This window comes from Micromonospora sp. NBRC 110009, assembly GCF_030518795.1.
Taxonomy (GTDB): domain Bacteria; phylum Actinomycetota; class Actinomycetes; order Mycobacteriales; family Micromonosporaceae; genus Micromonospora.
The window spans coordinates 6,353,486-6,373,852 of the sequence record NZ_CP130427.1; the positions used below are offsets into that span (position 1 = coordinate 6,353,486).

General features: G+C 74.3%; 21 protein-coding genes. 11 read left to right on the top strand and 10 right to left on the bottom strand.

What is annotated here, in order from left to right; all coding sequences use genetic code 11:
* Positions 1 to 47: 47 nt before the first annotated feature.
* Together Q2K19_RS30020 and Q2K19_RS30025 are read left to right on the top strand one after the other, a co-directional pair.
* Entirely contained in the window at positions 48 to 833 is a 786-nt protein-coding gene (locus Q2K19_RS30020) for a spermidine synthase (RefSeq protein WP_302765533.1), read from the top strand.
* A 47-nt stretch (positions 834 to 880) separates the two neighbouring features.
* Positions 881 to 2,002, top strand: coding sequence for an AI-2E family transporter (locus Q2K19_RS30025; RefSeq protein ID WP_302765534.1), 1,122 nt, complete (start codon positions 881 to 883; stop codon positions 2,000 to 2,002).
* A 6-nt stretch (positions 2,003 to 2,008) separates the two neighbouring features.
* On the opposite strand, the gene Q2K19_RS30030 is transcribed toward Q2K19_RS30025, so the two are convergent.
* Positions 2,009 to 3,307 (bottom strand): NAD(P)/FAD-dependent oxidoreductase, encoded by a 1,299-nt coding sequence (locus tag Q2K19_RS30030; RefSeq protein ID WP_302765535.1) that lies wholly within the window; start codon positions 3,305 to 3,307, stop codon positions 2,009 to 2,011.
* Positions 3,308 to 3,649: 342 nt separating this feature from the next.
* Between Q2K19_RS30030 and Q2K19_RS30035 the strand changes: the two genes are divergently transcribed.
* From Q2K19_RS30035 to Q2K19_RS30045, 3 genes are all read left to right on the top strand, one after another.
* Positions 3,650 to 5,098, top strand: coding sequence for a M20/M25/M40 family metallo-hydrolase (locus Q2K19_RS30035; RefSeq protein WP_302765537.1), 1,449 nt, complete (start codon positions 3,650 to 3,652; stop codon positions 5,096 to 5,098).
* An 89-nt stretch (positions 5,099 to 5,187) separates the two neighbouring features.
* Positions 5,188 to 5,799: a 30S ribosomal protein S4 gene (rpsD, locus tag Q2K19_RS30040; RefSeq protein ID WP_302765538.1), complete on the top strand. Its 612-nt coding sequence runs from the start codon at positions 5,188 to 5,190 to the stop codon at positions 5,797 to 5,799.
* The gene (locus Q2K19_RS30045; protein WP_302765540.1) at positions 5,796 to 5,954 is read left to right on the top strand and encodes a hypothetical protein; all 159 of its coding nucleotides are present in this window, start codon (positions 5,796 to 5,798) and stop codon (positions 5,952 to 5,954) included. The genes rpsD and Q2K19_RS30045 overlap by 4 nt, the downstream gene beginning before the upstream one ends.
* Positions 5,955 to 6,003: 49 nt before the next feature.
* On the opposite strand, the gene Q2K19_RS30050 is transcribed toward Q2K19_RS30045, so the two are convergent.
* The gene (locus tag Q2K19_RS30050; protein WP_302765542.1) at positions 6,004 to 6,537 is read right to left on the bottom strand and encodes a GNAT family N-acetyltransferase; all 534 of its coding nucleotides are present in this window, start codon (positions 6,535 to 6,537) and stop codon (positions 6,004 to 6,006) included.
* A gap of 367 nt (positions 6,538 to 6,904) precedes the next feature.
* On the opposite strand from Q2K19_RS30050, the gene Q2K19_RS30055 reads away from it, so the two are divergent.
* The 3 genes from Q2K19_RS30055 (at position 6,905) to Q2K19_RS30065 (ending at position 11,599) form a co-directional block, all read left to right on the top strand.
* Positions 6,905 to 8,134, top strand: a complete 1,230-nt coding sequence (locus Q2K19_RS30055) for an MFS transporter (protein ID WP_302765544.1) — start codon at positions 6,905 to 6,907, stop codon at positions 8,132 to 8,134.
* A gap of 229 nt (positions 8,135 to 8,363) precedes the next feature.
* Entirely contained in the window at positions 8,364 to 9,929 is a 1,566-nt protein-coding gene (locus Q2K19_RS30060; protein WP_302772836.1) for a glycosyltransferase family 4 protein, read from the top strand.
* Positions 9,926 to 11,599, top strand: coding sequence for a glycosyltransferase (locus Q2K19_RS30065; protein WP_302765546.1), 1,674 nt, complete (start codon positions 9,926 to 9,928; stop codon positions 11,597 to 11,599). Before Q2K19_RS30060 ends, Q2K19_RS30065 begins: the two co-directional genes overlap by 4 nt.
* Before the next feature lie 108 nt (positions 11,600 to 11,707).
* Here Q2K19_RS30065 and Q2K19_RS30070 read toward each other — a convergent pair whose 3' ends face one another.
* The 5 genes from Q2K19_RS30070 to Q2K19_RS30090 form a co-directional block, all read right to left on the bottom strand.
* Positions 11,708 to 12,565, bottom strand: coding sequence for a class I SAM-dependent methyltransferase (locus Q2K19_RS30070; RefSeq protein WP_302765548.1), 858 nt, complete (start codon positions 12,563 to 12,565; stop codon positions 11,708 to 11,710).
* Positions 12,566 to 12,649: 84 nt separating this feature from the next.
* Positions 12,650 to 12,943: a DUF6510 family protein gene (locus Q2K19_RS30075; RefSeq protein WP_302765550.1), complete on the bottom strand. Its 294-nt coding sequence runs from the start codon at positions 12,941 to 12,943 to the stop codon at positions 12,650 to 12,652.
* Between the two features lie 16 nt (positions 12,944 to 12,959).
* Entirely contained in the window at positions 12,960 to 13,721 is a 762-nt protein-coding gene (locus tag Q2K19_RS30080) for a ferredoxin reductase (RefSeq protein WP_302765551.1), read from the bottom strand.
* Between the two features lies 1 nt (position 13,722).
* The gene (locus Q2K19_RS30085) at positions 13,723 to 14,313 is read right to left on the bottom strand and encodes a sulfite oxidase-like oxidoreductase (RefSeq protein ID WP_302772838.1); all 591 of its coding nucleotides are present in this window, start codon (positions 14,311 to 14,313) and stop codon (positions 13,723 to 13,725) included.
* 111 nt (positions 14,314 to 14,424) lie between these two features.
* Positions 14,425 to 15,441: a TerC/Alx family metal homeostasis membrane protein gene (locus Q2K19_RS30090; RefSeq protein WP_302765552.1), complete on the bottom strand. Its 1,017-nt coding sequence runs from the start codon at positions 15,439 to 15,441 to the stop codon at positions 14,425 to 14,427.
* 261 nt (positions 15,442 to 15,702) lie between these two features.
* Between Q2K19_RS30090 and Q2K19_RS30095 the strand changes: the two genes are divergently transcribed.
* Positions 15,703 to 16,851, top strand: a complete 1,149-nt coding sequence (locus Q2K19_RS30095; protein WP_302765553.1) for a CaiB/BaiF CoA transferase family protein — start codon at positions 15,703 to 15,705, stop codon at positions 16,849 to 16,851.
* A gap of 9 nt (positions 16,852 to 16,860) precedes the next feature.
* On the opposite strand, the gene Q2K19_RS30100 is transcribed toward Q2K19_RS30095, so the two are convergent.
* A complete protein-coding gene (locus Q2K19_RS30100; RefSeq protein WP_302765555.1) occupies positions 16,861 to 17,268 on the bottom strand; it encodes a DUF2267 domain-containing protein in 408 nt (135 codons plus the stop codon).
* Between the two features lie 158 nt (positions 17,269 to 17,426).
* Between Q2K19_RS30100 and Q2K19_RS30105 the strand changes: the two genes are divergently transcribed.
* A complete protein-coding gene (locus Q2K19_RS30105) occupies positions 17,427 to 17,696 on the top strand; it encodes a DUF2795 domain-containing protein (RefSeq protein ID WP_302765557.1) in 270 nt (89 codons plus the stop codon).
* 11 nt (positions 17,697 to 17,707) lie between these two features.
* The gene (locus Q2K19_RS30110) at positions 17,708 to 18,373 is read left to right on the top strand and encodes a DUF1345 domain-containing protein (protein WP_302765558.1); all 666 of its coding nucleotides are present in this window, start codon (positions 17,708 to 17,710) and stop codon (positions 18,371 to 18,373) included.
* 212 nt (positions 18,374 to 18,585) lie between these two features.
* On the opposite strand, the gene Q2K19_RS30115 is transcribed toward Q2K19_RS30110, so the two are convergent.
* The gene (locus tag Q2K19_RS30115) at positions 18,586 to 19,251 is read right to left on the bottom strand and encodes a hypothetical protein (RefSeq protein WP_302765559.1); all 666 of its coding nucleotides are present in this window, start codon (positions 19,249 to 19,251) and stop codon (positions 18,586 to 18,588) included.
* A gap of 32 nt (positions 19,252 to 19,283) precedes the next feature.
* The gene (locus tag Q2K19_RS30120) at positions 19,284 to 20,255 is read right to left on the bottom strand and encodes a pirin family protein (RefSeq protein ID WP_302765561.1); all 972 of its coding nucleotides are present in this window, start codon (positions 20,253 to 20,255) and stop codon (positions 19,284 to 19,286) included.
* Positions 20,256 to 20,367 lie beyond the last annotated feature (112 nt).

Genomic DNA, 20,367 nt, shown 5'->3' on the forward strand with positions numbered 1-20,367 from the left:
GGCGCCCCGCCCGCCGGCCCGCCGCGGTACGGGTAGCGTTGGCGGCCGTGAGCGGCACGGACCTGGAGATCGTCGTGGACCGGGCCCGGCCGACCGGGCGCACCCTGCTCGCCGCCGGGGTCGAACAGTCCTACGTCGACGTCGCCGACCCCCGATACCTGCACTTCGAGTACGTCCGACGGATGGCCGCGGTGATCGACCTGGCCGCCCCGCGCCGCCGGCCGCTCACCGCCCTGCACCTGGGCGGCGGGGCGCTCACCCTGCCCCGCTGGCTGGCCACCACCCGTCCCGGCTCCCCCCAGCGGGTCGTGGAGCGGGACCCTGCCGTGGTCGAGCTGGTCGCCCGCCAACTGGCCCCGGTGCCGCCCGAGGTCGTCGTGACGGTCGGCGACGCCCGGGACGCGGTAACCACCGCGGCAGCCGACGCGTACGACCTGGTGCTCGCCGACGTCTACCGGGCGGCCCGGATGCCCCGGCACGTGGCCAGCGTCGAGTTCGTCGCCGCGGTGGCCCGGGTGCTCCGCCCGGACGGCATCTACCTGGTCAACGTCACCGACCTACCGCCGCTGGTCTTCTCCCGTACCCAGGTGGCGGCGCTGCGCGCCGTCTTCGCCGACGTCTGCCTGATCGCCGACCGGCGGATGCTGCGCGGCCGGCGGTACGGCAACCTGGTGCTCGCCGCCGCCCACCGCCCCGACCGGCTGCCGGTACGCCGGCTGGTCGCCCGCGCGGCGGGCGACCCGGTGCCCGGCGGTGTGCTGCACGGATCGACCCTGGACGCGTTCGTCGGCGGCACCCGCCCGGCCACCGACGCCGACCTCGCCGACGGCTGACCGGACGCCCAGCGTTTCCGCCCCGCCGCGACGGGTAGCCGCGCCGGATGAGCCACGCCGACGACCGGGCGACCGCCCGGCGGGCGCTGATCGTCATCGGTCTGGTGCTGGCCACCGCGGTGGCGCTGGGGCTGGTTTGGGCGACCCGGCGGGTGCTGGTCCTGGTGATCGTGGCGGCGTTCTTCGCGGTCGCCCTGAAACCCCTGGTGGACCAGGTGGAGCGTCGGTTCGTCCGGCGCCGGGCGCTGGCCACCCTGCTGGTCTTCGCGGTGGCCTTCGTGCTGGTCTCCGCGCTGGCCGCGATGATCCTGCTGCCGCTGGTGGACGAGATCACCCGGTTCGCCGACCGGGCGCCGGAACTGCTGCGCGAGGCCCGCGCCGGCCGGGGATCGGTCGGGAAGCTGCTGCACCGGTTCCACCTCGAGCGGTACGCCAACGTCGCGGAGCTCCCGCGCTACGGCGCCCGGCTCAGCCAGCCGGCCCTCGGGGTGCTCCGCGGCCTGCTGGAGACCGTCGTCGCGCTGGTCACCGTGGTGGTTCTGGCGTACCTGATGGTGTTGGAGGCGCCCAGGATCATCGCCGGCACGCTGGCCCTGGCCGGCGACGGCACGGCGGAGCGGCTCCGCCGCATCGGTCGCGGCTCCTCCCGCGCGATCACCGGCTACCTCACCGGCAACCTCCTGATCAGCCTGATCCTGGGCGGGCTGACCTTCCTGCTGCTCTTCCTCCTCGGCGTGCCCTTCGCGGCGGTGATCGCCCTGCTGGTCGCCATCGCGGACCTGATTCCGCTGGTCGGAGCGACCCTGGGGGCGATCATCGCGGCCGGGGCGGGCTTCCTGCACTCCCCCACCACCGGCGGCGTCGTGCTGGTGTCCTTCGTGATCTACCAGCAGATCGAGAACCACCTGCTGGCCCCGGTCATCATGTCCCGCGCCGTCCGGCTGAACCCGCTGACCGTGCTGGTCAGCGCGCTGCTCGCCGCCGAGCTGGCCGGCCTGCTGGGCGCCCTGCTGGCCATCCCGGCGGCCGGCATCGCGCAGATCCTGCTGCGGGAGTTCCTTCCTCGCGGCCGGCGGGCCGTGCCGGCCCCCGAGCCGGCCCGGTCGCCCCGCGACGCGGCCGGCGGCGAGAGCCCCGGGATCGGGGATCCACCGCCGGCCAACGGCTGAACGGGGTCAGCCGCGGCGGACCACCTCGGGTGACTCGCTCTCCAGCGGCACGGCGTTCGCCGGCACCAGCCCGAGCTGCACCGCCGGCCGGGGCGTGCTGGCGTCCAGCAGCCAGTCCGCGCCGACCCGCGCCCGGTTTCCGGGCATGGCCAGCAGGTGGTATCCGCGGGTGACGGTCTTCGCCGGCAGGCCGGACAGCGGCACGTTCAGCGGGTTCGCCGCCGCGTCCTTGCCGCCCAGGTCCACCACCCAGCCCAGCTCGTGGTGCTTGTACGGCTTCCGGACGCCCTGCCCGTACGAGGCGGCGATGTTGCGGGCCGCCAGCTTGCCCTGTCGCTGCGCGTGCTGCGCGGTCATCGCGCAGACCTGGCCGGGCCGGGTGGGGTCGGGCACCGCCGCCGCGTCGCCGCAGGCGAACACCTCGGGATGGCCGGGGACGTTGAGGTACTCGTCGACCACCAGCCGGCCCCGCTCCGTCCGCAGCCCCAGCTCCGCGACGAACGGGTCGGGGCGTACCCCGACGCACCAGACCAGGCTGCAGGTCGGCACGTACTCGCCGTCGGTGAGCATTACCCCGTCCGGCGTGGCCTCGGAGACCGAGGTGCCCATCCGTACGTCTACCCCGCGCCGGCGGAGCACCCGGTCGGCCGTCGTCGACATCCGCTGGCCCAGCTCGGGCAGCACGCGCGGGGCCACGTCCAGCAGCATCCAGCGGGGGCGGACCTTCAGGTGCGGCCGCTGGGCCAGCAGCCGGTCCGTGAAGAGCTGGCCGTGCGCGGCGACCTCGGTGCCGGTGTAGCCGGCGCCCACCACCACGAAGGTGGTGCGCGCGCGCTGCTCGGCCGGATCGTCGGTGAGCTCGGCCAGCTCGATCTGACGCACCACGTGGTCGTGCAGGAAGAGCGCCTCGGGCAGACCGCGGAAGCCGTGCGCGTACTCGGTCACCCCGGGAATGGGCAGCAGCTTGTTGACGCTGCCGACGGAGAGCACCAGCCGGTCGTACGCGAGCTGGCCCTGGTCGCCCTCCTGGGAGCGGTAGCCGACCCACCGGTTCTGCAGGTCCACCCGGTCCGCCTCGCCGATCACCACCCGCACGCCGTTGAGGGTGCCGGCCAGCGGCACGGAGATCCGGGTCGGCTCGACCACCCCGGCGGCGACCTCGGGCAGCAGCGGCAGGTAGAGAAAGTAGTCGGTCGTGTTCAGCAGCACGATCTCCGCACGCTTGCCGGCCAGCCGGTTCAACGTCTTCGCCGCGTGGTATCCGGCGAACCCGGCCCCCACGATCACCACACGAGGTTTCGTCATTGCGGCCCCGTTCCCATCGCCGCCGCGGACAAACGTGGCCGACCAGTCAGTCCGCGGAAAGCCGGACGTACCCCCGCCGGCCCACCGCCTCAAGGTCCCAGCACTGCCCGAAGGCCCGGATCCGGCCGGCGGCGATCCGGCCGACCTACGGCGGGATGTCCGGGTCGAGGACCAGCCGGCCGTCGACCGGGTTGAGGTGTGGGGTCGGCCGGAGTCGGACGGGGTCCCATTCCGTCACCGTAGGAAGCACGCCCACCCGCCGTCATCACCCGCTCCGGGTGAAACCTTCCATCCACCCTCCACGATATAGACATTCACCGTGGTCCCGGCGAGGATGCCCAGATGGGAACCCACGAGACCGCCGAGGGCCGACCCACGAGGCCGACCCGGCGCACCTTCCTGACCGCTTCCGCCGCCGCCACCGCCGCCACCATCGCCGCGCCCCTCGCCGCCAGGCCGGCCGCCGCCGAGGAGACCGTCGCCCCGCCGGGCCCCGGCCACCCGATCACCCCGCAGCCGCCGGACCCCGAACTGTCCGCGCTGCTGCGCGAGGTCGACCGCGACCGGATCGAGGCCACCGTGCGCCGGTTGGCCGCGTTCGGCACCCGGCACACCCTGTCCAGCCAGGACGACCCGGTCCGGGGCATCGGTGCCGCGCGGGACTGGATCTTCGCGCAGCTCTCCGCGTACGCCGCCGCCTCCGGCGGCCGGATGACGGTCGAACTCCAGTCGTACGTCCAGCAGCCCGCCTCCCGGATCCCCACCGCCACCCGGATCACCAACGTGGTGGCCACCCTGCACGGCGATTCGACACCGAACCGGGTCTACGTGATCACCGGCCACTACGACTCCCGCTGCACCGACGTGATGGACGCGGTCAGCGACGCCCCCGGGGCCGACGACGACGCCTCCGGCGTGGCGGTGGTCATGGAACTGGCCCGGGTGATGGCCACCCGGCGCACCGAGGCGACCATCGTCTTCGCCGCCGTCGCCGGCGAGGAGCAGAACCTGTACGGCTCGACGTACCTGGCGGGCCAGCTCAAGGCGGCCGGTGTGGACGTGCAGGGCATGTTCAGCAACGACATCGTCGGCAGTTGCACCGCCGACGACGGCACCCGGGACCCGCGCAGCGTCCGGCTTTTCGCCGAGGGCGTGCCGACGGCGGAGACCCCCGCCGAGGCGAGCACCCGGCAGTCGGTCGGCGGCGAGAACGACTCCCCGTCCCGGCAGCTCGCCCGTTTCGTCAGCGACGTGGCCGAGAACGGGGCGACCCAGATGCGGGTGCGGGTGATCTACCGCCGGGACCGCTACCTGCGCGGCAGCGACCACATCTCGTTCCTGCGGCAGGGCTGGCCGGCCGGGCGGTTCACCGAGCCGAACGAGGACTTCGCCCACCAGCACCAGGACGTCCGGGCGGTCGACGGGGTGCAGTACGGCGACCTGCCGGAGTTCTGCGACTTCGACTACATCACCCGGGTGGCCCGGGTGAACGGGGCGACGCTCTGGTCCCTGGCCCAGGCGCCCGGCACCCCCAAGGGCGTCATCGTCGTCACCACCAACCTGACCAACGACACCGCCCTGCGCTGGCAGCGCGGGACCGAGCCGGACCTCGCCGGCTACGAGGTGGTGTGGCGGGAGACCACCGCGCCCGAGTGGCAGAAGGTGCTCCCGGTCGGGGACGTCACGGAGGTGACGATCGACCTGTCCAAGGACAACGTCTTCTTCGGCGTACGCGCGGTGGACCGGCAGGGGCACCGCAGCCCGGTGGCCTTCCCGAAACCCGGCAGCTGACCCGGCCGGCTCACCCCGACCGGGTGGGGTCGCCTCACCCGGTCGGGACGGAGGGTGGTGGGACCGCGAGAGTCGAAGGAGGAAACGACATGGCGGTCCGCACCACCGTACGTCCCGCGCCCGAGGACGTGATCCCGATCCACCCCGCGTACGGCTACCGGATGCGGCGACAACGGCACCCGGTGGGCGTACGCGGCGGACCCCGGCCCGCCCCCGGCGGACCCTGGTTGGACGACAGCGCACGGCACCAGGTGCGCGCCCGCTACGAGTTGCGGGACCGGCAGCTGGCCCGGGCGCTGGTGGCGGCCGTCAGCCAACCCGGTGACTCGGCGGAGAACCTGGCCGGCCAGTTGGAGCAGCGGATGGACGCGCTGGTGCACCGCGCCGGCTTCGCCCGCTCCATCGACCAGGCCCGGGATTTGATCGCCCACAACACGTACACGGTCGACGGTGGCAAGGTCAACCGGTCCTCTTACCTGGTTCGTCCCGGGCAGACCATCCAGGTTCGCCCGGAGCGGCAGTGCCGCGCCCCGGTCGCGGTCGCCATGGCCGGTCACGTCGAGGGCGACGTCCCGCCGTACCTGGACGTGCGGCCGGACCGTGGCACCGCGACGCTGACCCGGGAGCCGCAGCGCCAGGAGGTGCCGGCGCTGCGGGACGTCGCGCTCGCCGTCCAGTCAATCGGAGGGAGCCCGCTATGAGCATCCTGCCGCCCGACCAGCGCATCTCCAACTACCACCAGCAGCGGGGCAGCCCGCGGCTCACACCCAGGCAGCGCCGGCGCGTCGAGCACAAGCAGGCGAAGCTGCAGCGGCTGACCGGGCAGCGCCCGCAGGCCCGGGGGCCTGGACGCTGAGTCGACGACAACGGTGGCGGTCGCCGCGAGGGCGGCCGCCACCGCGCGCTCAGCCCTGCCCGGGCGCCGGGGCGGTGATCGCCCACCGTTCGTGGTCCCGCCACGCGCCGTCGATGAACAGGTAGTCCGGGGAGAAGCCCTCCAGCCGGAAACCGAGCCGCTCGGCCAGCCGCTTGGACGGCTCGTTGCCGGGCTGGATGTTCGCCTCCAGCCGGTGCAGCCCGAGCGCGGTGAAGGCGTGCGCGATGACCAGGCGGACGCCGGCCGAGGCGTGTCCGGTGCCGGCGTACGGCAGGAAGGCGGCGTAGCCGAGGTAGCCGCCGCGCAGGGCGCCCATGACGATGCCGCTGATGTTCGCGTAGCCGGCGATCTCCCCGGTGGCCCGGTCGCAGAACAGGTACCCCGGGCTGGCCCGTCCCCGGATCTTGCGCAGGTACGCGGCGTACTTCTCCGGGTCGTCCGGGGCGGCGAGCCACGGGTGGTGCAGTTCCCGGCTGCGTCGGGCGGCGGCGATGAACTCGGCCTCGTCGGCCGGGCGCGGGCGCCGGATGCCGACCCGGCCGTCGGTACGCAGATATCTCACGGTGCCTCACTCTCGGCCACCCACCCGGCCGGTGTCCAACCGGGTCGCGCCCGCGCTCGGCGTCCCCTACCGTGGGCCCGGACGACGGGAGGTCGATCATGAGGATTGCTCCGCTCGGCACGGTGCTGGTTTCCGCTTCGCCGCTGGGGGCCACGGTGTCCTGATCCGGGCCGTCGGCGCTCCCCCGCCGCTCCCCCGACACCTCCTTCCTCGCCGCGAAGCGATCAGGTGACCCGCCCCGCGCGGGTCCCCCGTCCTGGCGTGCGTACGCCACCACATCGCTTCCGAGGGAGTTCCTCGTGTTTCCGGAGATCCCGTCCGGGCGCCCTGCCGCGCCCGGACCACGTGTCCCTGTCCGGTGGCCGGCATGACGGCCACCGCTTCCGCCGGCCGGCTCGGCCGGGACTTCCACCGTCTCTGGGCCGCCAACGCGGTCTCCAACCTGGGCGACGGCGTCACCATGGTGGCCGGCCCGTTGCTGGTCGCGTCGCTCACCAGCGACCCGGCCGCGGTGGCCGCCGCGACGCTCGCCCCACAGCTGCCCTGGCTGCTGTTCTCCCTGGTCAGCGGCGCACTCGCGGACCGCGTCGACCGGCGTCGGCTGATCATCGGGGTCAACCTCGGCCGGGGGCTGGTCCTGGCCGCACTGGCCGGCGCGGTGCTCGCCGGGGTGGCCACCGTGCCACTGATCTGTCTGGCGTTCCTCCTCACCGGCATCGGCGAGACCCTGGCGGACACCGCGTCCGGGGCGCTGCTGCCCTCGGTGGTCCCGCCGGAGCGGCTGGAGCAGGCCAACAGCCGGCTGTTCGCCACCTTCGTGGTGGGCAACCAGTTCGCCGCGAAGCCGCTCGGCGCGTACCTGTTCGTCCTGGCGGCGGCGCTGCCGTTCGGGCTCGACGCGGCCACCTTCGGGCTCGCCGCGCTGCTGGTGGCCCTGCTCCGCTGGCGGCCGGTGCCGGCCGCGCCGCCGCGGGTGGCGGACGGCGGCCGGCAGGGCGGGCTGCGAGCGGAGATCATCGCCGGGATACGCGGGCTCTGGCGCGTGCCCGTGCTCCGCATCCTGGCGGTCTGCATCGCGGTGATGAACGTGGCATTCTGCGCGGCGTTCGCGGCGTTCGTGCTCTACGCCCGGCAGCGGCTCGGCCTCTCCCCGATCGGGTACGGCGTCCTGCTGACCGCCTCGGCGCTCGGCGGGCTGGCCGGCAGCGTCCTGGCGACCCGGCTGCGCGCCCGGTTCGGCACCCCGGCGCTGCTGCGCCTCGGGCTCCTCATCGAGGTCGGACTCCAGGTGGTGCTGGCCGTCACCCGGCAGCCCTGGGTGGCCGGCGCGGCGCTGGCGGTCTGGGGCGTGCACACCATGGTCTGGGGCGTGCTCGTGGTGTCGCTGCGGCAGCGACTCGTGCCCGACGAGTTACGCGGCCGGGTGAACAGCGTGTATTCCCTGGCCGACCTGGGCGGGGCGGCGGTCGGCACGGCGCTCGGTGGCGTCGTCGCCCGGGCCACCGGGAGCGTGCTGGCCCCGTTCTGGCTGGCGGCCGCCGCGCTGGCGCTGCTCACCACGCTGGTCTGGCGGCGGCTGGCCGACACCGACGGCTGACCGCCGGCCGCCGGTGGGGAGGGCGCCCGGTCTCCCCACCGGCGTCCCATGTGTCCTGGCTCACAACCGAATCTCCGCCTCTCGGTCACCTCTCCGTCACGTCGACGTCGCTCCGCCGACGGTTGGCTCCACCAGCGTGGTGTCGCGCCGGAGAGGCCGGCCGACCAGCGGAGGGCCAGCAGTGGGACACGACGAGGCGACGACGCCGCCGCGCCGCGGCCGGATCGTCATGCTCGTCGACAACAAGGTCGAGGGCGACTCCCGGGTGCAGAAGATCGCCCGGTCCGCCGCCGAGGCCGGCTGGGACGTGACCCTGCTCGGCCGCTCGCCGGACGAGGTGGGCCGCAGCTGGCGGCTCGGCGCGGCCGAGGTCCGGCTACTGCCGGTGCCGGACCTGCTGGACCGCCGCCGGCACGAGTTCCGCCGGGCATGGCTGCGCTGGCCGCTGGCGTACCGACCGGGGGGTATCGCCGAGCAGCGGGCCCAGTGGGTCCGCGCCTGGCAGGCCGACCTGACCTTCCGGTCCGCGCTGCTCGAGCGGCGCGCCGCCACCGGCGAACTGGGCGGGGCCGCGCTGCGGCGGGCCCGCAGGGCGCTACGGCTGGGCGACACGGCCGCCCACGTGCTGGACCGCTGGGTGTGGCTGCGGACCAAGATGCTGAACCGGGTCCGGTACGGCCGGAAGTTCCGCAGCCCGTGGGACCGGGCGTACACGCTCTTCTGGCAGCTCGTACGGGGTGACCGGGCGTGGCGGCGACTGGAGCCGGGGCTGTGGGACTACGAACTGGCCTACGGCCCCGAGGTCGACCGGCTGCGCCCCGACCTGATCCACGCCCACGACTTCCGGATGCTCGGCGTCGGCGCCCGCGCCAAGGTCCGCGCCGCCGCCGAGGGCCGGCGGGTCGCGCTGGTCTGGGACGCCCACGAGTTCCTGCCCGGGATCAAGCCGTGGCGCGACCACGCCCGCTGGCTGCCCGCGCACCGGGCGCACGAGCGGGAGTACGCCCCGTACGCCGACGCGGTCCTCACCGTCTCGGCCGACCTGGCCGCGCTGCTGCGCCGGGAGCACCGGCTGCCGGCGACCCCGGACGTGCTGCTGAACGCCCCGGCCGTGGAGCACCGCCCGGCCGACGCCACGCCCGCGCCGGAGCTCCGAGTGGAGTGCGGTGTCGGCCCGGACGAGCCGTTGCTGGTCTACAGCGGCGCGGCGGCCCCGCAGCGCGGCCTGGACACGCTGGTCGAGGCCCTGCCCCGGCTGCCGGGGGTGCACGTCGCGCTGGTGGTCAACCCGGCGCTGCGCTACGTCGAGCGGCTCGCCGAGCGGGCCGCCCGCCTCGGCGTCGCCGATCGGCTGCACGTGCTGCCGTACGTCCCGCACTGGCAGGTGGTGCCGTTCCTGTCCGGCGCCGACGTCGGCGTCATCCCGATCCACCGCTGGCCCAACCACGAGATCGCGCTGATCACCAAGTTCTTCGAGTACGCACACGCCCGGCTGCCGGTGGTGGTCAGCGACGTGCGCACCATGGCCGGCGCCGTCCGGGAGACCGGCCAGGGCGAGGTGTTCCGGGCCGGCGACGTCGACGACTTCGTCCGTGCGGTCCGCGCCGTGCTGGCCGACCCCGCCCGGTACCGCGCCGCGTACGACCGGCCGGGCCTGCTCGCCGGCTGGACCTGGCAGGCCCAGGCCGAGGCGCTGGAGGCCGTGTACCGCCGGCTGCTGCCCGACGCGGCGACCTCGGCCATCCCCGACACCGTGGCGCCCGACCCGCCGACCCCACGAGGAGCGCTTCGATGACCGCCCCCGACGTCAGCGTCATCGTCCCGGTCTACAACACCCTGCCCTACCTGCGGCGCTGCCTGGACTCCCTGCTGCGGCAGACCATCGGCCACCAGCGGATAGAGGTGGTCGCGGTGGACGACGGCTCCACCGACGGCAGCGGCCGGCTGCTGGACCGGCTCGCCGCCCGCCACCCCGGCACGATCAAGGTGGCCCACCAGCCCAACTCCGGCGGCCCGGCCGCCCCCTGCAACCGGGGCCTGGAACTGGCCACCGGCCGGTACGTCTTCTTCCTCGGCTCCGACGACCACCTGGGTCCGGAAGCCCTGGAACGGCTGGTCGCCGCCGCCGACCGGTACGGCTCCGACGTCGTGCTCGGCAAGGTCGTCGGGGTCAACGGCCGACACGTCTTCTCCGACGTGTTCGCCGGCGGCAACGCCGCCGACGTGGACCTGTACGACTCCGCCCTGCCCTGGTCGCTGGCGAACACCAAGCTGTTCCGCCGGGAGCTGGTCGACCGGCACGGGTTGCGTTTCCCGGAGGACATGCCGGTCCTCAGCGACCAGCCGTTCACCCTGGCCGCGTGCTACCACGCCCGCCGGATCTCCGTGCTCGCCGACTACGACTACTACCACGCGGTCCGCCGGCTCGACGCCCGCAACATCACCTACCACAGCCGGGTGGAGAAGCGGATGGTCAGCGTGGAGCGGCTGTTCGCGTTCGTGGCCGAGCTGATCCCGGCCGGGCCGCGCCGGGACGCGGTGCTGCGCCGCCACGTCGGGCTGGAGCTGGCCAACCTGGTCGGCGACGACTTCCGCCGGCTGGACCGGGCCGAGCAGGAACGGGTGCACGCGGTGGTCCGCCGGCTGGTCGAGCGGCACGTCACCGACGGGCTGCGGGACCGGCTGGACATCGAGGCCCGGCTGCGGCTCGGCGCGGTCACCACGGGCGGGGTCGACGAGCTGCTCGCCGTCATCGACCAGGACGCCGAACGGGGGGTGCCGCCGACCGTGGTGGCCGGCGAGCGCTGGCACGCCGGCTACCCGGGCACGGGCGCCGGCGACTGGGCCGACGTGACCGAGGTACGCGCCCACTGGCTGGCCAAGCTGGACACCGTCGAGGTGAGCTGGGAGGGCGGGCACACCCTGGCGGTGACCACGCGCAGCCCGTACCCCCGCTTCGCCGCCGAGGCCGGGCCGGTGCGGCTGGTCGCCGGGCAGGTCACCGGCACCACCCTGCTGGACGCGACCGATCCGACCGGCCGGACCGTCCGCACCGACTTCCCGGTCGAGCGGCTCCTCGCCGGCAGCGCGCACACCGGCCAGCGCCACCCGGTCCGGGCCGAGGTGACCGGCACGCACGGCCGGGGCAGTGCGCCGGTCCGCGCGCCGCGGCTGGCTGCCGGCCGTCCCCGGCTGCTGCGGCACGGCAGCCGGCTGTACGGGGTGGCCGCCACCGTCGACCCGCGCAGCGGCCAGCTCGTCCTGTCGGTGGTGCCGGTGACCGTGGGCCAGCTGGTCAGCCGGTTGCGCCGCCGCCTGCGGCGGACCGGGGCGCAGGTCTCCCGCCCGGTCCCCACCCCGGTGCCGGAGACCCGGCCGGCCGGCTCCCCCGCGCCGGTCACCACCCCGACCAACCACGCCGAACCGACCCCGGCCCAACTCGGCCAGCTCACCAGCACGTCCTGAAACCCCTCCCCCCGCCCCGGTCCAGCCGAGTTGATCAAGAGGTTTGCGTCGGGAACGGCCCGGTCCGCGACGCAAACTCCTTGATCAGCACGAAGCGGGGCCGCGGGGTCAGTCGTCGCGGGTGAAGTGCCAGACGATCGCGGCGGGGGTGCCGGTGTAGGCGGCATCGGCGGCGTCGGGGCACCAGCGGCGGGCCGGCGGGCCGCCGGCCTCGTCGCCGGGCGGCCAGCCGGGCTCGGCGCAGCCGCGTACCCGGAAGCCGGCCGGGAGCGCGGCGGCCAGGTGGTCGGCGGCACCCCGACGGTACGCGGGCAGCATGCCCACCCGGCCGTCCGGGCCGGCGGCGTGGGCCACCCCGCCCAGGTAGAGCGAGAGCAGGTGGACGTCGGAGACCACCAGGTGCCCGCCCGGCCGCAGCACTCGGGCGAACTCGGCCAGCACCGCCGGCAGTTCTGCCACGTGGGCGAGCGCCAGCCCGCACACCACCAGGTCGAACGCGCCCTCGGGGACGGGCAGCGCGCACAGGTCGCCGACCAGAAACTCCGCCCCCGGCACCTTGGCCCGCGCCCGGTCCAGCATCTCGGGTGAGCTGTCGACGCCGGTCACCACGTGCCCGCGCCCGGCCAGGTACGCGGCGTGCCGCCCGGTGCCGCAGGCCGCGTCGAGCGCCCGCCCGGGCGGCAGCCCGTCGAGGATCGCCCTGACCACCGGTTCCTCCACCTCGACCAACGGATTGCCCGGCTGGTCGTAGGTGGACGCCCAGGTGCGGTAGCCGTCGACCGTGCCGAGCGGGCCCCGCTCCACCCCGCCACCGAGGGTCGGGCCCGCCTCGTCGAGGAGCCGGCGGACCTCGGCGAGCCGGGCCTCGACGAAGGCCCGGTCCAGCCCGTCGTCGCCCGCGGTGGCCCGCAGCAGCGCCACCCCCTCCAGCCCGAGCAGGAACGCCAGCGGATGCAGGTAGGTCATGTCGCCGGACGCTAGACCCCCGACTGCCTCGCGGCGACCCGATATCCACCGGCGCCGTTCGGGTCGGGGAGCCGCCAGCGAGCCTCAGAGTGGGCGGGGGAAGGGCTGGTCGAAGGGCATCGGCACCTCGAGGAAGGTGGCGCCGCGCAGGTCCAGCCAGGCCCGGTCGGGGGCGCGGACGAGCCGCAGCATCACCTCCGAGCAGGCCGGGCAGCGTCCGATCAGGCCGGGCGCGTGCGAGAACACGTGCATCCCGGCCATCGGACCGGTCATCCCGCAGTTGTCGCAGCGTCCGGTGGCGGCGCTCAGGTCCACGGCGAAGAGTTCCCGCAGCGGCCCGTCGAGCATGTTGCCGTCCAGGTAGGACAGGTCGGTCATGTGTCCTCCTCGCTCGTCACCCGGTGGGGCCGAAGCGTTCGGTCTTCACCCGTCGGGTCGGATGGCCCAGCCCCACCAGTGCGTCCGCCACGGTCTCCACGAAGCCGGTGGGGCCGCACACGTAGCAGAGGGGTTCCAGCTCGGGTGGCCAGCCGTGGCTGTTCACGTCGGCCAGGCTGATCCGGTGCGGCTCGCCGCGCCAGCCCGCCGGCGCCTGCCGGGTGTACACGAACGCCACGTCCAGGCCCTGGTCGTCGCGGGTCCGGCGGCGCAGCTCGTCGGCGTAGAACACGTCTTCGGGGGTGCGCACCGAGTAGATCAGCCGGAACGGCGCCCGGCTGCCGGCGGCACGGCGGGCCCGGACCATCGCCATCAGCGGCACCACTCCGGAGCCGCCGGCCACCAGGAGCACCGGTGCGGTCTCCTCGGTCCGCCAGACGAACCAGCCGCCGACCGGGCCGCGCACCTCCACCGGGTCGCCCTGCGCCCACACGTCGATGAGGTACGGCGACACCTCCCCGTCCGGTACCCGCTGCACGCTCAGCTCGACCCGGTCACCTTCGGCCGGCGCCGCCAGGGAGTACGACCGGGCGGCCTGGTAGCCGTCGGCGGCGGTGAGCCGGACGTCGACGTGCTGCCCGGGCAGGTGCCCCGGCCAGCCGGGCACCTCCAGGACCAGCGTCTGCGCGGTCGGGGTCTCGACCCGCCGCTCGACGAGGCGGGCAACCTGCCAGGTCAGCGGCGCGGCGACCCGGCCCGCCGTCGTGGGCGCGCCCACCTCAGTCGCCCTGGTAGCGCTGCTCGCGCCACGGGTCGCCGTAGTCGTGGTAGCCGGCGGTCTCCCAGAAGCCGGGCTGGTCGTCGACGAGCAGCCGGATCCCGCGGACCCACTTCGCCGACTTCCAGAAATAGAGGTGCGGGACGAGCAGCCGCGCCGGACCGCCGTGCTCGGCGGGCAGCGGGCCGTTGTCGTAGGTGTGCGCCACCCAGGCCCGGCCACCGCGCAGGTCGTCCAGGGGCAGGTTGGTGGTGTACCCGCCGTAGGAGTGGACCAGCGCGTATCGGGCGGCGGTGTCGACGCCGTCGAGCAGCGTGTCCAGCGAAACCCCCTGCCAGCTGGTGCCGAGCTTGGACCAGCGGGTGACGCAGTGGATGTCGACGGTCGGCGTCTCCTGCGCCAGGCCCATCAGCTCGTCCCAGGACCAGCGGAACTCGGCGCCACCGTCGGTGGTGAGGACGAACTCCCAGGTGTCCAGGGGCACCCGCGGCGTGGGGCCGGCGGAGAGCACCGGGAAGTCCTGGGTGAGGTACTGCCCCGGCGGCAGGGCCGGTTCGGCCGAACGGGGCCGGCCCTGGAAGCCGGGCGACACGATTCCCACCGGTCAGTCGTACCACCTGCGCTGGCCCCGGGCAGCCGGTTCGCTGTTAAGAACGGGCCCCTTCCCTACGCCAGGCGTTAAGAAGGGGCCCTTCCTTGCGCCTCAGTGGCGGTCGGCGGCGACGGCGGCGCCGGGTTCCCGGTCGCGGGTGGCGCGCAGGCTGGTCAGGGTGACGACCACCAGCACGCCGATGATGACGCCGAGCGAGACGAGCGTCGGAATCTGCGGCACGCCGGGCCAGATGCTGTGCGCCCAGTGCAGGCCGAGCTTGACGCCGATGAAGGCAAGGATGACGGCCAGCCCGTAGCTGAGGTGCACCAGGCGGCTCAGCGCGGCGTGCAGCACGAAGTAGAGCGCGCGCAGGCCGAGCAGGGCGAACGCGTTGGTGGCGAAGACCAGGTAGGGATCTTCGGTGATGCCGTAGACGGCGGGCACCGAGTCGACGGCGAAGACCACGTCGGTGGCGAGCACCGCGACCACGACGAGGGCGAACGGGGTGAGCGCCCGGCGCCCCTGCTGGCGGACGGTCAGCTTCGTGCTGTGGTACTCGTCGACCACCGGCATGACCTTGCGGAGCAGCTTCACCGACCGCATCTTGTTGATGTCGACCTCCTGCTCGTGGCCGGCGAGGGCGTCCCGGAGCAGCTTGACCGCGGTGGCGATCAGGATGATCGCGAAGAGCAGGAAGGCGAAGTCGAGGGTCTGCAGGGCCGCGGCACCGAGGGCGATGAACACGGCGCGCAGCACCAGGGCGCCCGCGATGCCGTAGAGCAGCACTCGCTGGGCGAGCACGGCGGGCACCGCGAACGCGGCCAGCAGCAGCATGAAGACGAAGAGGTTGTCGACGGAGAGCGACTTCTCGACGAGATAACCGGTCAGGTACTGGACGCCCAGCTCCGACCCGTAGCGGGACCAGACCCAGGCGCCGAAGGCCAGCGGCAGGGCGACGTAGAACGCCGACCAGCCGAGCGCCTCCTTGATCGACACCTCGTGCGGCTTGCGGGTGACCAGGAAGTCCAGCACCAGCAGGGCCAGCACGCCGGCGATGGTCACCGCCCACAGGGAGGGGGTGCCGACCGACGACAGCGAGCCGGCGGACAGGTTAGACAACTCGGTCAATTGAGCCTCCTCGAACACCGTGTCATGTTCGAGGTCTCCTTCACCCACCCTCGGTGGGCAACCACCCGAGGCGCGCCCGGGGCACGCCGTACTGACCGGAATGGTTCGTGGGAAGTACTCCCCTCGCGGACACCAGGTTAGGGCAACCTCAGCCCGCCCGCCAACCCCGCGGGACGCCGGTCGCTCGGATGATTGCCCTGGTCAACAGCTGGATGCGGGGCGGGCATGGTGCCCGCGGCGCCGGGGTCCTATGGTGACGCGATGACCAACCACGGGCCGCTCGCCGGGGTACGGGTGATCGAGCTGGCCGGCATCGGACCGGGCCCGTTCGCCGCGATGATGCTGGCCGACCTCGGCGCGGACGTGGTCCGCGTCGACCGCATCGCACCGGGCGGATTCGGCAGCATCCCCGGCGACCTGCTGAACCGCAACCGCCGCTCGCTCGCCGTCGATCTCAAGACGGCCGAGGGGCGCGAGGTGGTGCTGGCCCTGGTCGCCGGCGCGGACGCCCTGATCGAGGGCTTCCGGCCCGGGGTCACCGAGCGGCTCGGCCTCGGCCCGGACGACTGCCAGGCGGTCAACCCCCGCCTGGTGTACGGCCGGATGACCGGGTGGGGTCAGGACGGGCCGCTCGCCCGGACCGCCGGCCACGACATCGACTACCTGGCGCTGACCGGCGCGTTGCACGGCATCGGCCGGGCCGGCGAGCGCCCCGTGCCGCCGATGAACCTGCTCGGCGACTTCGGCGGCGGCGGGATGATGCTGGCGCTCGGCGTCGTCGCCGCCCTGTACGCGGTCCGCGCCGGCGCCCCCGGGCAGATCGTCGACGCGGCCATCGTGGACGGCGTGTCGGTGCTGGCCACCCAGATCCACGCGCTGCGCCAATTCGGCATGTGGCAGGACCCGCGCGGGGTGAACCTGCTCGACGGCGGCGCGCCCTTCTACGACACGTACGAGTGCGCCGACGGCCGGCACCTGGCCGTCGGCGCGCTGGAGCCGCAGTTCTACGACGAGCTGGTCCGGCTCACCGGTTTCCCGCTCGACGGCGACGAGGCACCGGACCGGACCGACCCGGCGAACTGGCCGGCGCTGCGCGCGGCGTGGGCCCGGCTGTTCCGGACCCGTACCCGGGACGAGTGGACGGAGCTGTTGGCCGCCTCCGACGCCTGCGTGGCCCCGGTGCTGGACTGGGCGGAGGCGCCCGAGCACCCGCACCTGGCGGCCCGGGGCGTCTTCGTCGAGCACGACGGCGTCGCCCAGCCGGCCCCCGCGCCCCGCTTCTCCGCCACCCCCACCTCGGTGCGCCGGCCGCCCCCGCAGCCCGGCGAGCACACCGACGAGGTGCTGGCGGAGGCCGGCTTCGACGCCGAGCGGATCGCCGCCCTGCGCGCCGCCGGTACGGTCGCCTGACCCACCGGCTCAGGTGCGGCGTGCGATGGCCGGCGCCAGGGCCGGCTCCACCAGGTCCCGGTAGTCGCGCGGCAGTTGCACCACCACGTCCTGGAACTCGCCGCCGGTGATCGCCTCGCGCAGCGTGGTGAACACGCCCCGCACCGCGTCCCGGGCGACGTTCTCGTCGCAGCCGGCCCGCTGGGCCACCCGGGCCACGAACTCGGCCGCCCCGAACCGGTCGGCCGCCTCGGTGCGCGGGTGGGGCTTGAGCATCCCCCACAGGGGCTTCGGCAGCTGCGCGGCGAGATCCAGCACCTCGCCGCCGGTCAGCCGTTCGGCCAGGGTCTCCAGCGTGGCCGTGGTCAGCTGCGCCGCCCGATCGTCGGACGTTCCGGTACGCCGGGCGACCCGGTCCACGAAGGTGAGGTAGTGCATCCGTGGTACCCCCTTCGGTCCTCCAGCCGACCGCCTACCCGTCCCGGCCGCCCGGAAACGGTGGCCGGATTTTTCCGCCGGTCCCGCGCGTGACCAGCGGCCCGGCGGGTAACCGCCGCCCGGTCGTGACCGCAACTACAGGCGCGAGGAGCCCACCCATGGCGAGTTACGCGGACGTCCTTGAGTACCTGTCGGCGTTGGACTACCCGGCCGGGAAGGACGACGTCATCCGGGAGGCCGAACGGGAGGGCGCGCCGCCGGACGTGTTGCAGGCGCTGCGGGCGCTGCCCCCGGTGGACTACGCCGACGGCAACCAGGTGGCCCGGTCGGCCGGCATCGACGCCGCGCCCGAGGTGAGCCGCTCGCAGCGCGCGGCGCAGGCCCGGGACAAGCACCTGCGGGTCTCGCAGCACCTCCGCGGCATCTGACGCGCGGGCCGGTGGCACGCCCGACGGCGGCCCGGCGGGCGCACGGCCACGTGCCGGCGGCGCTCCAGCTCGCCGTGATGGGGCTGGTCGGAGTCGCCTGCGGTGCGCTCGCCGGGATGCTGGGATCGCCGGCGCTCGCGCCGCTCGTCGGTTGGGACGCCGCCGCGCTGAGCTGGCTGTACCTGCAGTGGAGCCGGTTGTCGCGGTTGGACGCCGAGCAGACCGAGCGGCTGGCCCAGCTCGAGGACCCCAACCGCGCGATGCGCGACGTGCTGCTGCTGGCCGCCTGCCTGGCCAGCCTGCTGGCGGTCGTCGTGCTGCTCACCAGCGCGCACGCCGCCGGCCCGGGGCTCCCCCGCGACCTGTACGGCGGACTCGGGGTGGTCAGCGTGGTGGCCTCCTGGTTCGTGGTGCACACCGTCTTCACCACCCGCTACGCCCGGCTGTACTACACGGGCGAACCGGGCGGGATCAACTTCCACCAGGACGAGCCGCCCTGCTTCGCCGACTTCGCGTACGTCGGCTTCACCGTGGGCTCCACCTTCCAGGTCTCCGACACCGACCTGTGCAGCGCCGAGATGCGGCGCACCGTGCTGCGGCACACGCTGCTGTCGTACCTGTTCGGGGCGGTCATCATCGCCGCGACGGTGAACCTGCTCGCCAGCCTCGCCAAGTGAATGCCGGAGCAGGCGGGCGCCCCGGGTCACGAACCGCGACCTGGGGCGCCACGCAGCACCTGCTCCTGCCGGTCCGCGCCCGAACCGGGTCGCGACCGCCAGGCGGTGGATGTTCGCCCGAACCGGGCGGGCATCGCTGCCACGATCATCATACGATGGGAGATCAGCCGAACGGGTGACTATCGCGAAAATGTGGCCCGCCGCACGGCCGCTCACGGGGTCAGGTGCGCGTAGCTCTTCTCCAGGTCCACCCGGGCCAGCGCCCCCACCAGCCAGGCCAGCCGCTCCGACTCGCCACTGCCGGCCAGGCCGGCCAGGTCCTGCGCGGACCGGCCCAGGCCCAGCCGGCGTGCCGCGGCGAGCGCCCGGCGGTCCGCCACCGGCGCCACCTCCCGCCACACCGCCTGCGCCTCCCGCAGGAACAGGTCCGCCACCTCGTCGTCGACGCCCGGCAGCGCGGTGAGCAACCGCCGCTCCCGGGCCGGATCCTGGTGCGCCTCCGTGCGGAGCCGACGCAGATCGCCCCGGTAGCGGTCGGCGACGGTCTGCGCGAGGTCGCCCAGGGCGTTCGCGAGGCCGTCCACGTCGCCGCGCTGGCCCGCCGCGCGCAACACCCGTACCCGATCCTCGTGCAGCGAGCGGGCCAGCCGCGCCGCGCTGTCCCAGCCCGCGTCCCGCAACGCCGCCGCGGTGTCGACCGCCTTGCGGAAGTCACCCCGGCGGGCGAGCAGAACAGACAGGTAGAGCACCTGGAACAGCGCGGACGGATTGTTGATGACCCGGAATCCGTACCGTTCGGCGAAACCCCGGCCGTCCCCGGCGAGCCGGCGGACCAGCCGCTTCTTGTCCTCGATGCTGGAGATCGCAGTGGTCGGCATGCCCCGCGTCTACCCGCGCGCGCAGCGGGCATTCAGCCCAGGACGCCGCCACGCCGGTCGCGGGCCTTCAGCCGGGTGGTCGGCAGCGCCGGGGCGGGCAGCGGAGGCGCCGGGTCGTCGGCGACCACGCCGAACCGCCGGCCCGCCATCCAGTCCTCCCGAGCCGCGGCGACCTCGTCGTGCGAGCGGCCGACGAAGTTCCACCACATCACCAGCGGCTCCTCGAACGGCGTGCCGCCGAGCAGCAGCAGCCGGCTGCCCGGCGCCGCCGCCACGACGAGGGTGTCCCGGCCGGCTCCCAGGTAGAGCAGCGCACCCGGCTCCAGCGACATGCCGTCCACCTCGGCGGAGCCCGACATCGCCAGCAGCCCGTACTCGAAGTCCCGGCGCAGCGGCAGCCGGGCCGTCGCCGGGCCGCGGACCTCGAGCTGCGCGCCGACCAGCGGGGTGTGCACCACGGCCGGGGAACGCTCACCGCCGACCTCGCCGACCAGCAGGGTGAAGTCCAGGTCGCCGTCGCGCCACCGGGGCAACTCCGCGTGGTGGGCGAAGTCCGCCGCACCGGCCCGGGCCGGATCCGGCAGTGCCACCCACAACTGCACGCCGTGCATCACCGGGGGATGCGTCGCCGGGGACCGTTCCGAGTGGGCGATGCCGTGGCCGGAGGTCATCACGTTGAGCTGCCCCGGCCGGATGGGCTGCACGTTGCCCAGGCTGTCCCGGTGCATGATCTCGCCGTCGAGCAGCCAGGTGACCGTCTGCAACCCGGTGTGCGGGTGCGGCGGCACCTCCATGCCGGGGCGCTCGGCGACGTCGTCCGGTCCGAAGTGGTCGACGAAGCACCAGGCCCCGACCAGCCGCCGCTGCCGCTGCGGCAGCAGCCGCCGCACCGTGGTGTAGCGGCCGAGCGGCACGTCGTGACCGGGCAGCAGGACGCTCGGCTGCTCGGCGGGAGCAGCGCCGGGCGGGAGGGTTTGCGCAGGCAGGGATTCGGTTCGGTCCACCGCCCGACTCTACGCTCAGCTCTCCCCGACGATCATCGCGTTCGCCGGGGTGGTTGCTGGTGAGGGCTGGGGGCGAGGGCGACCGGCTCCGGGCTCACTGTCAGGCTTGATC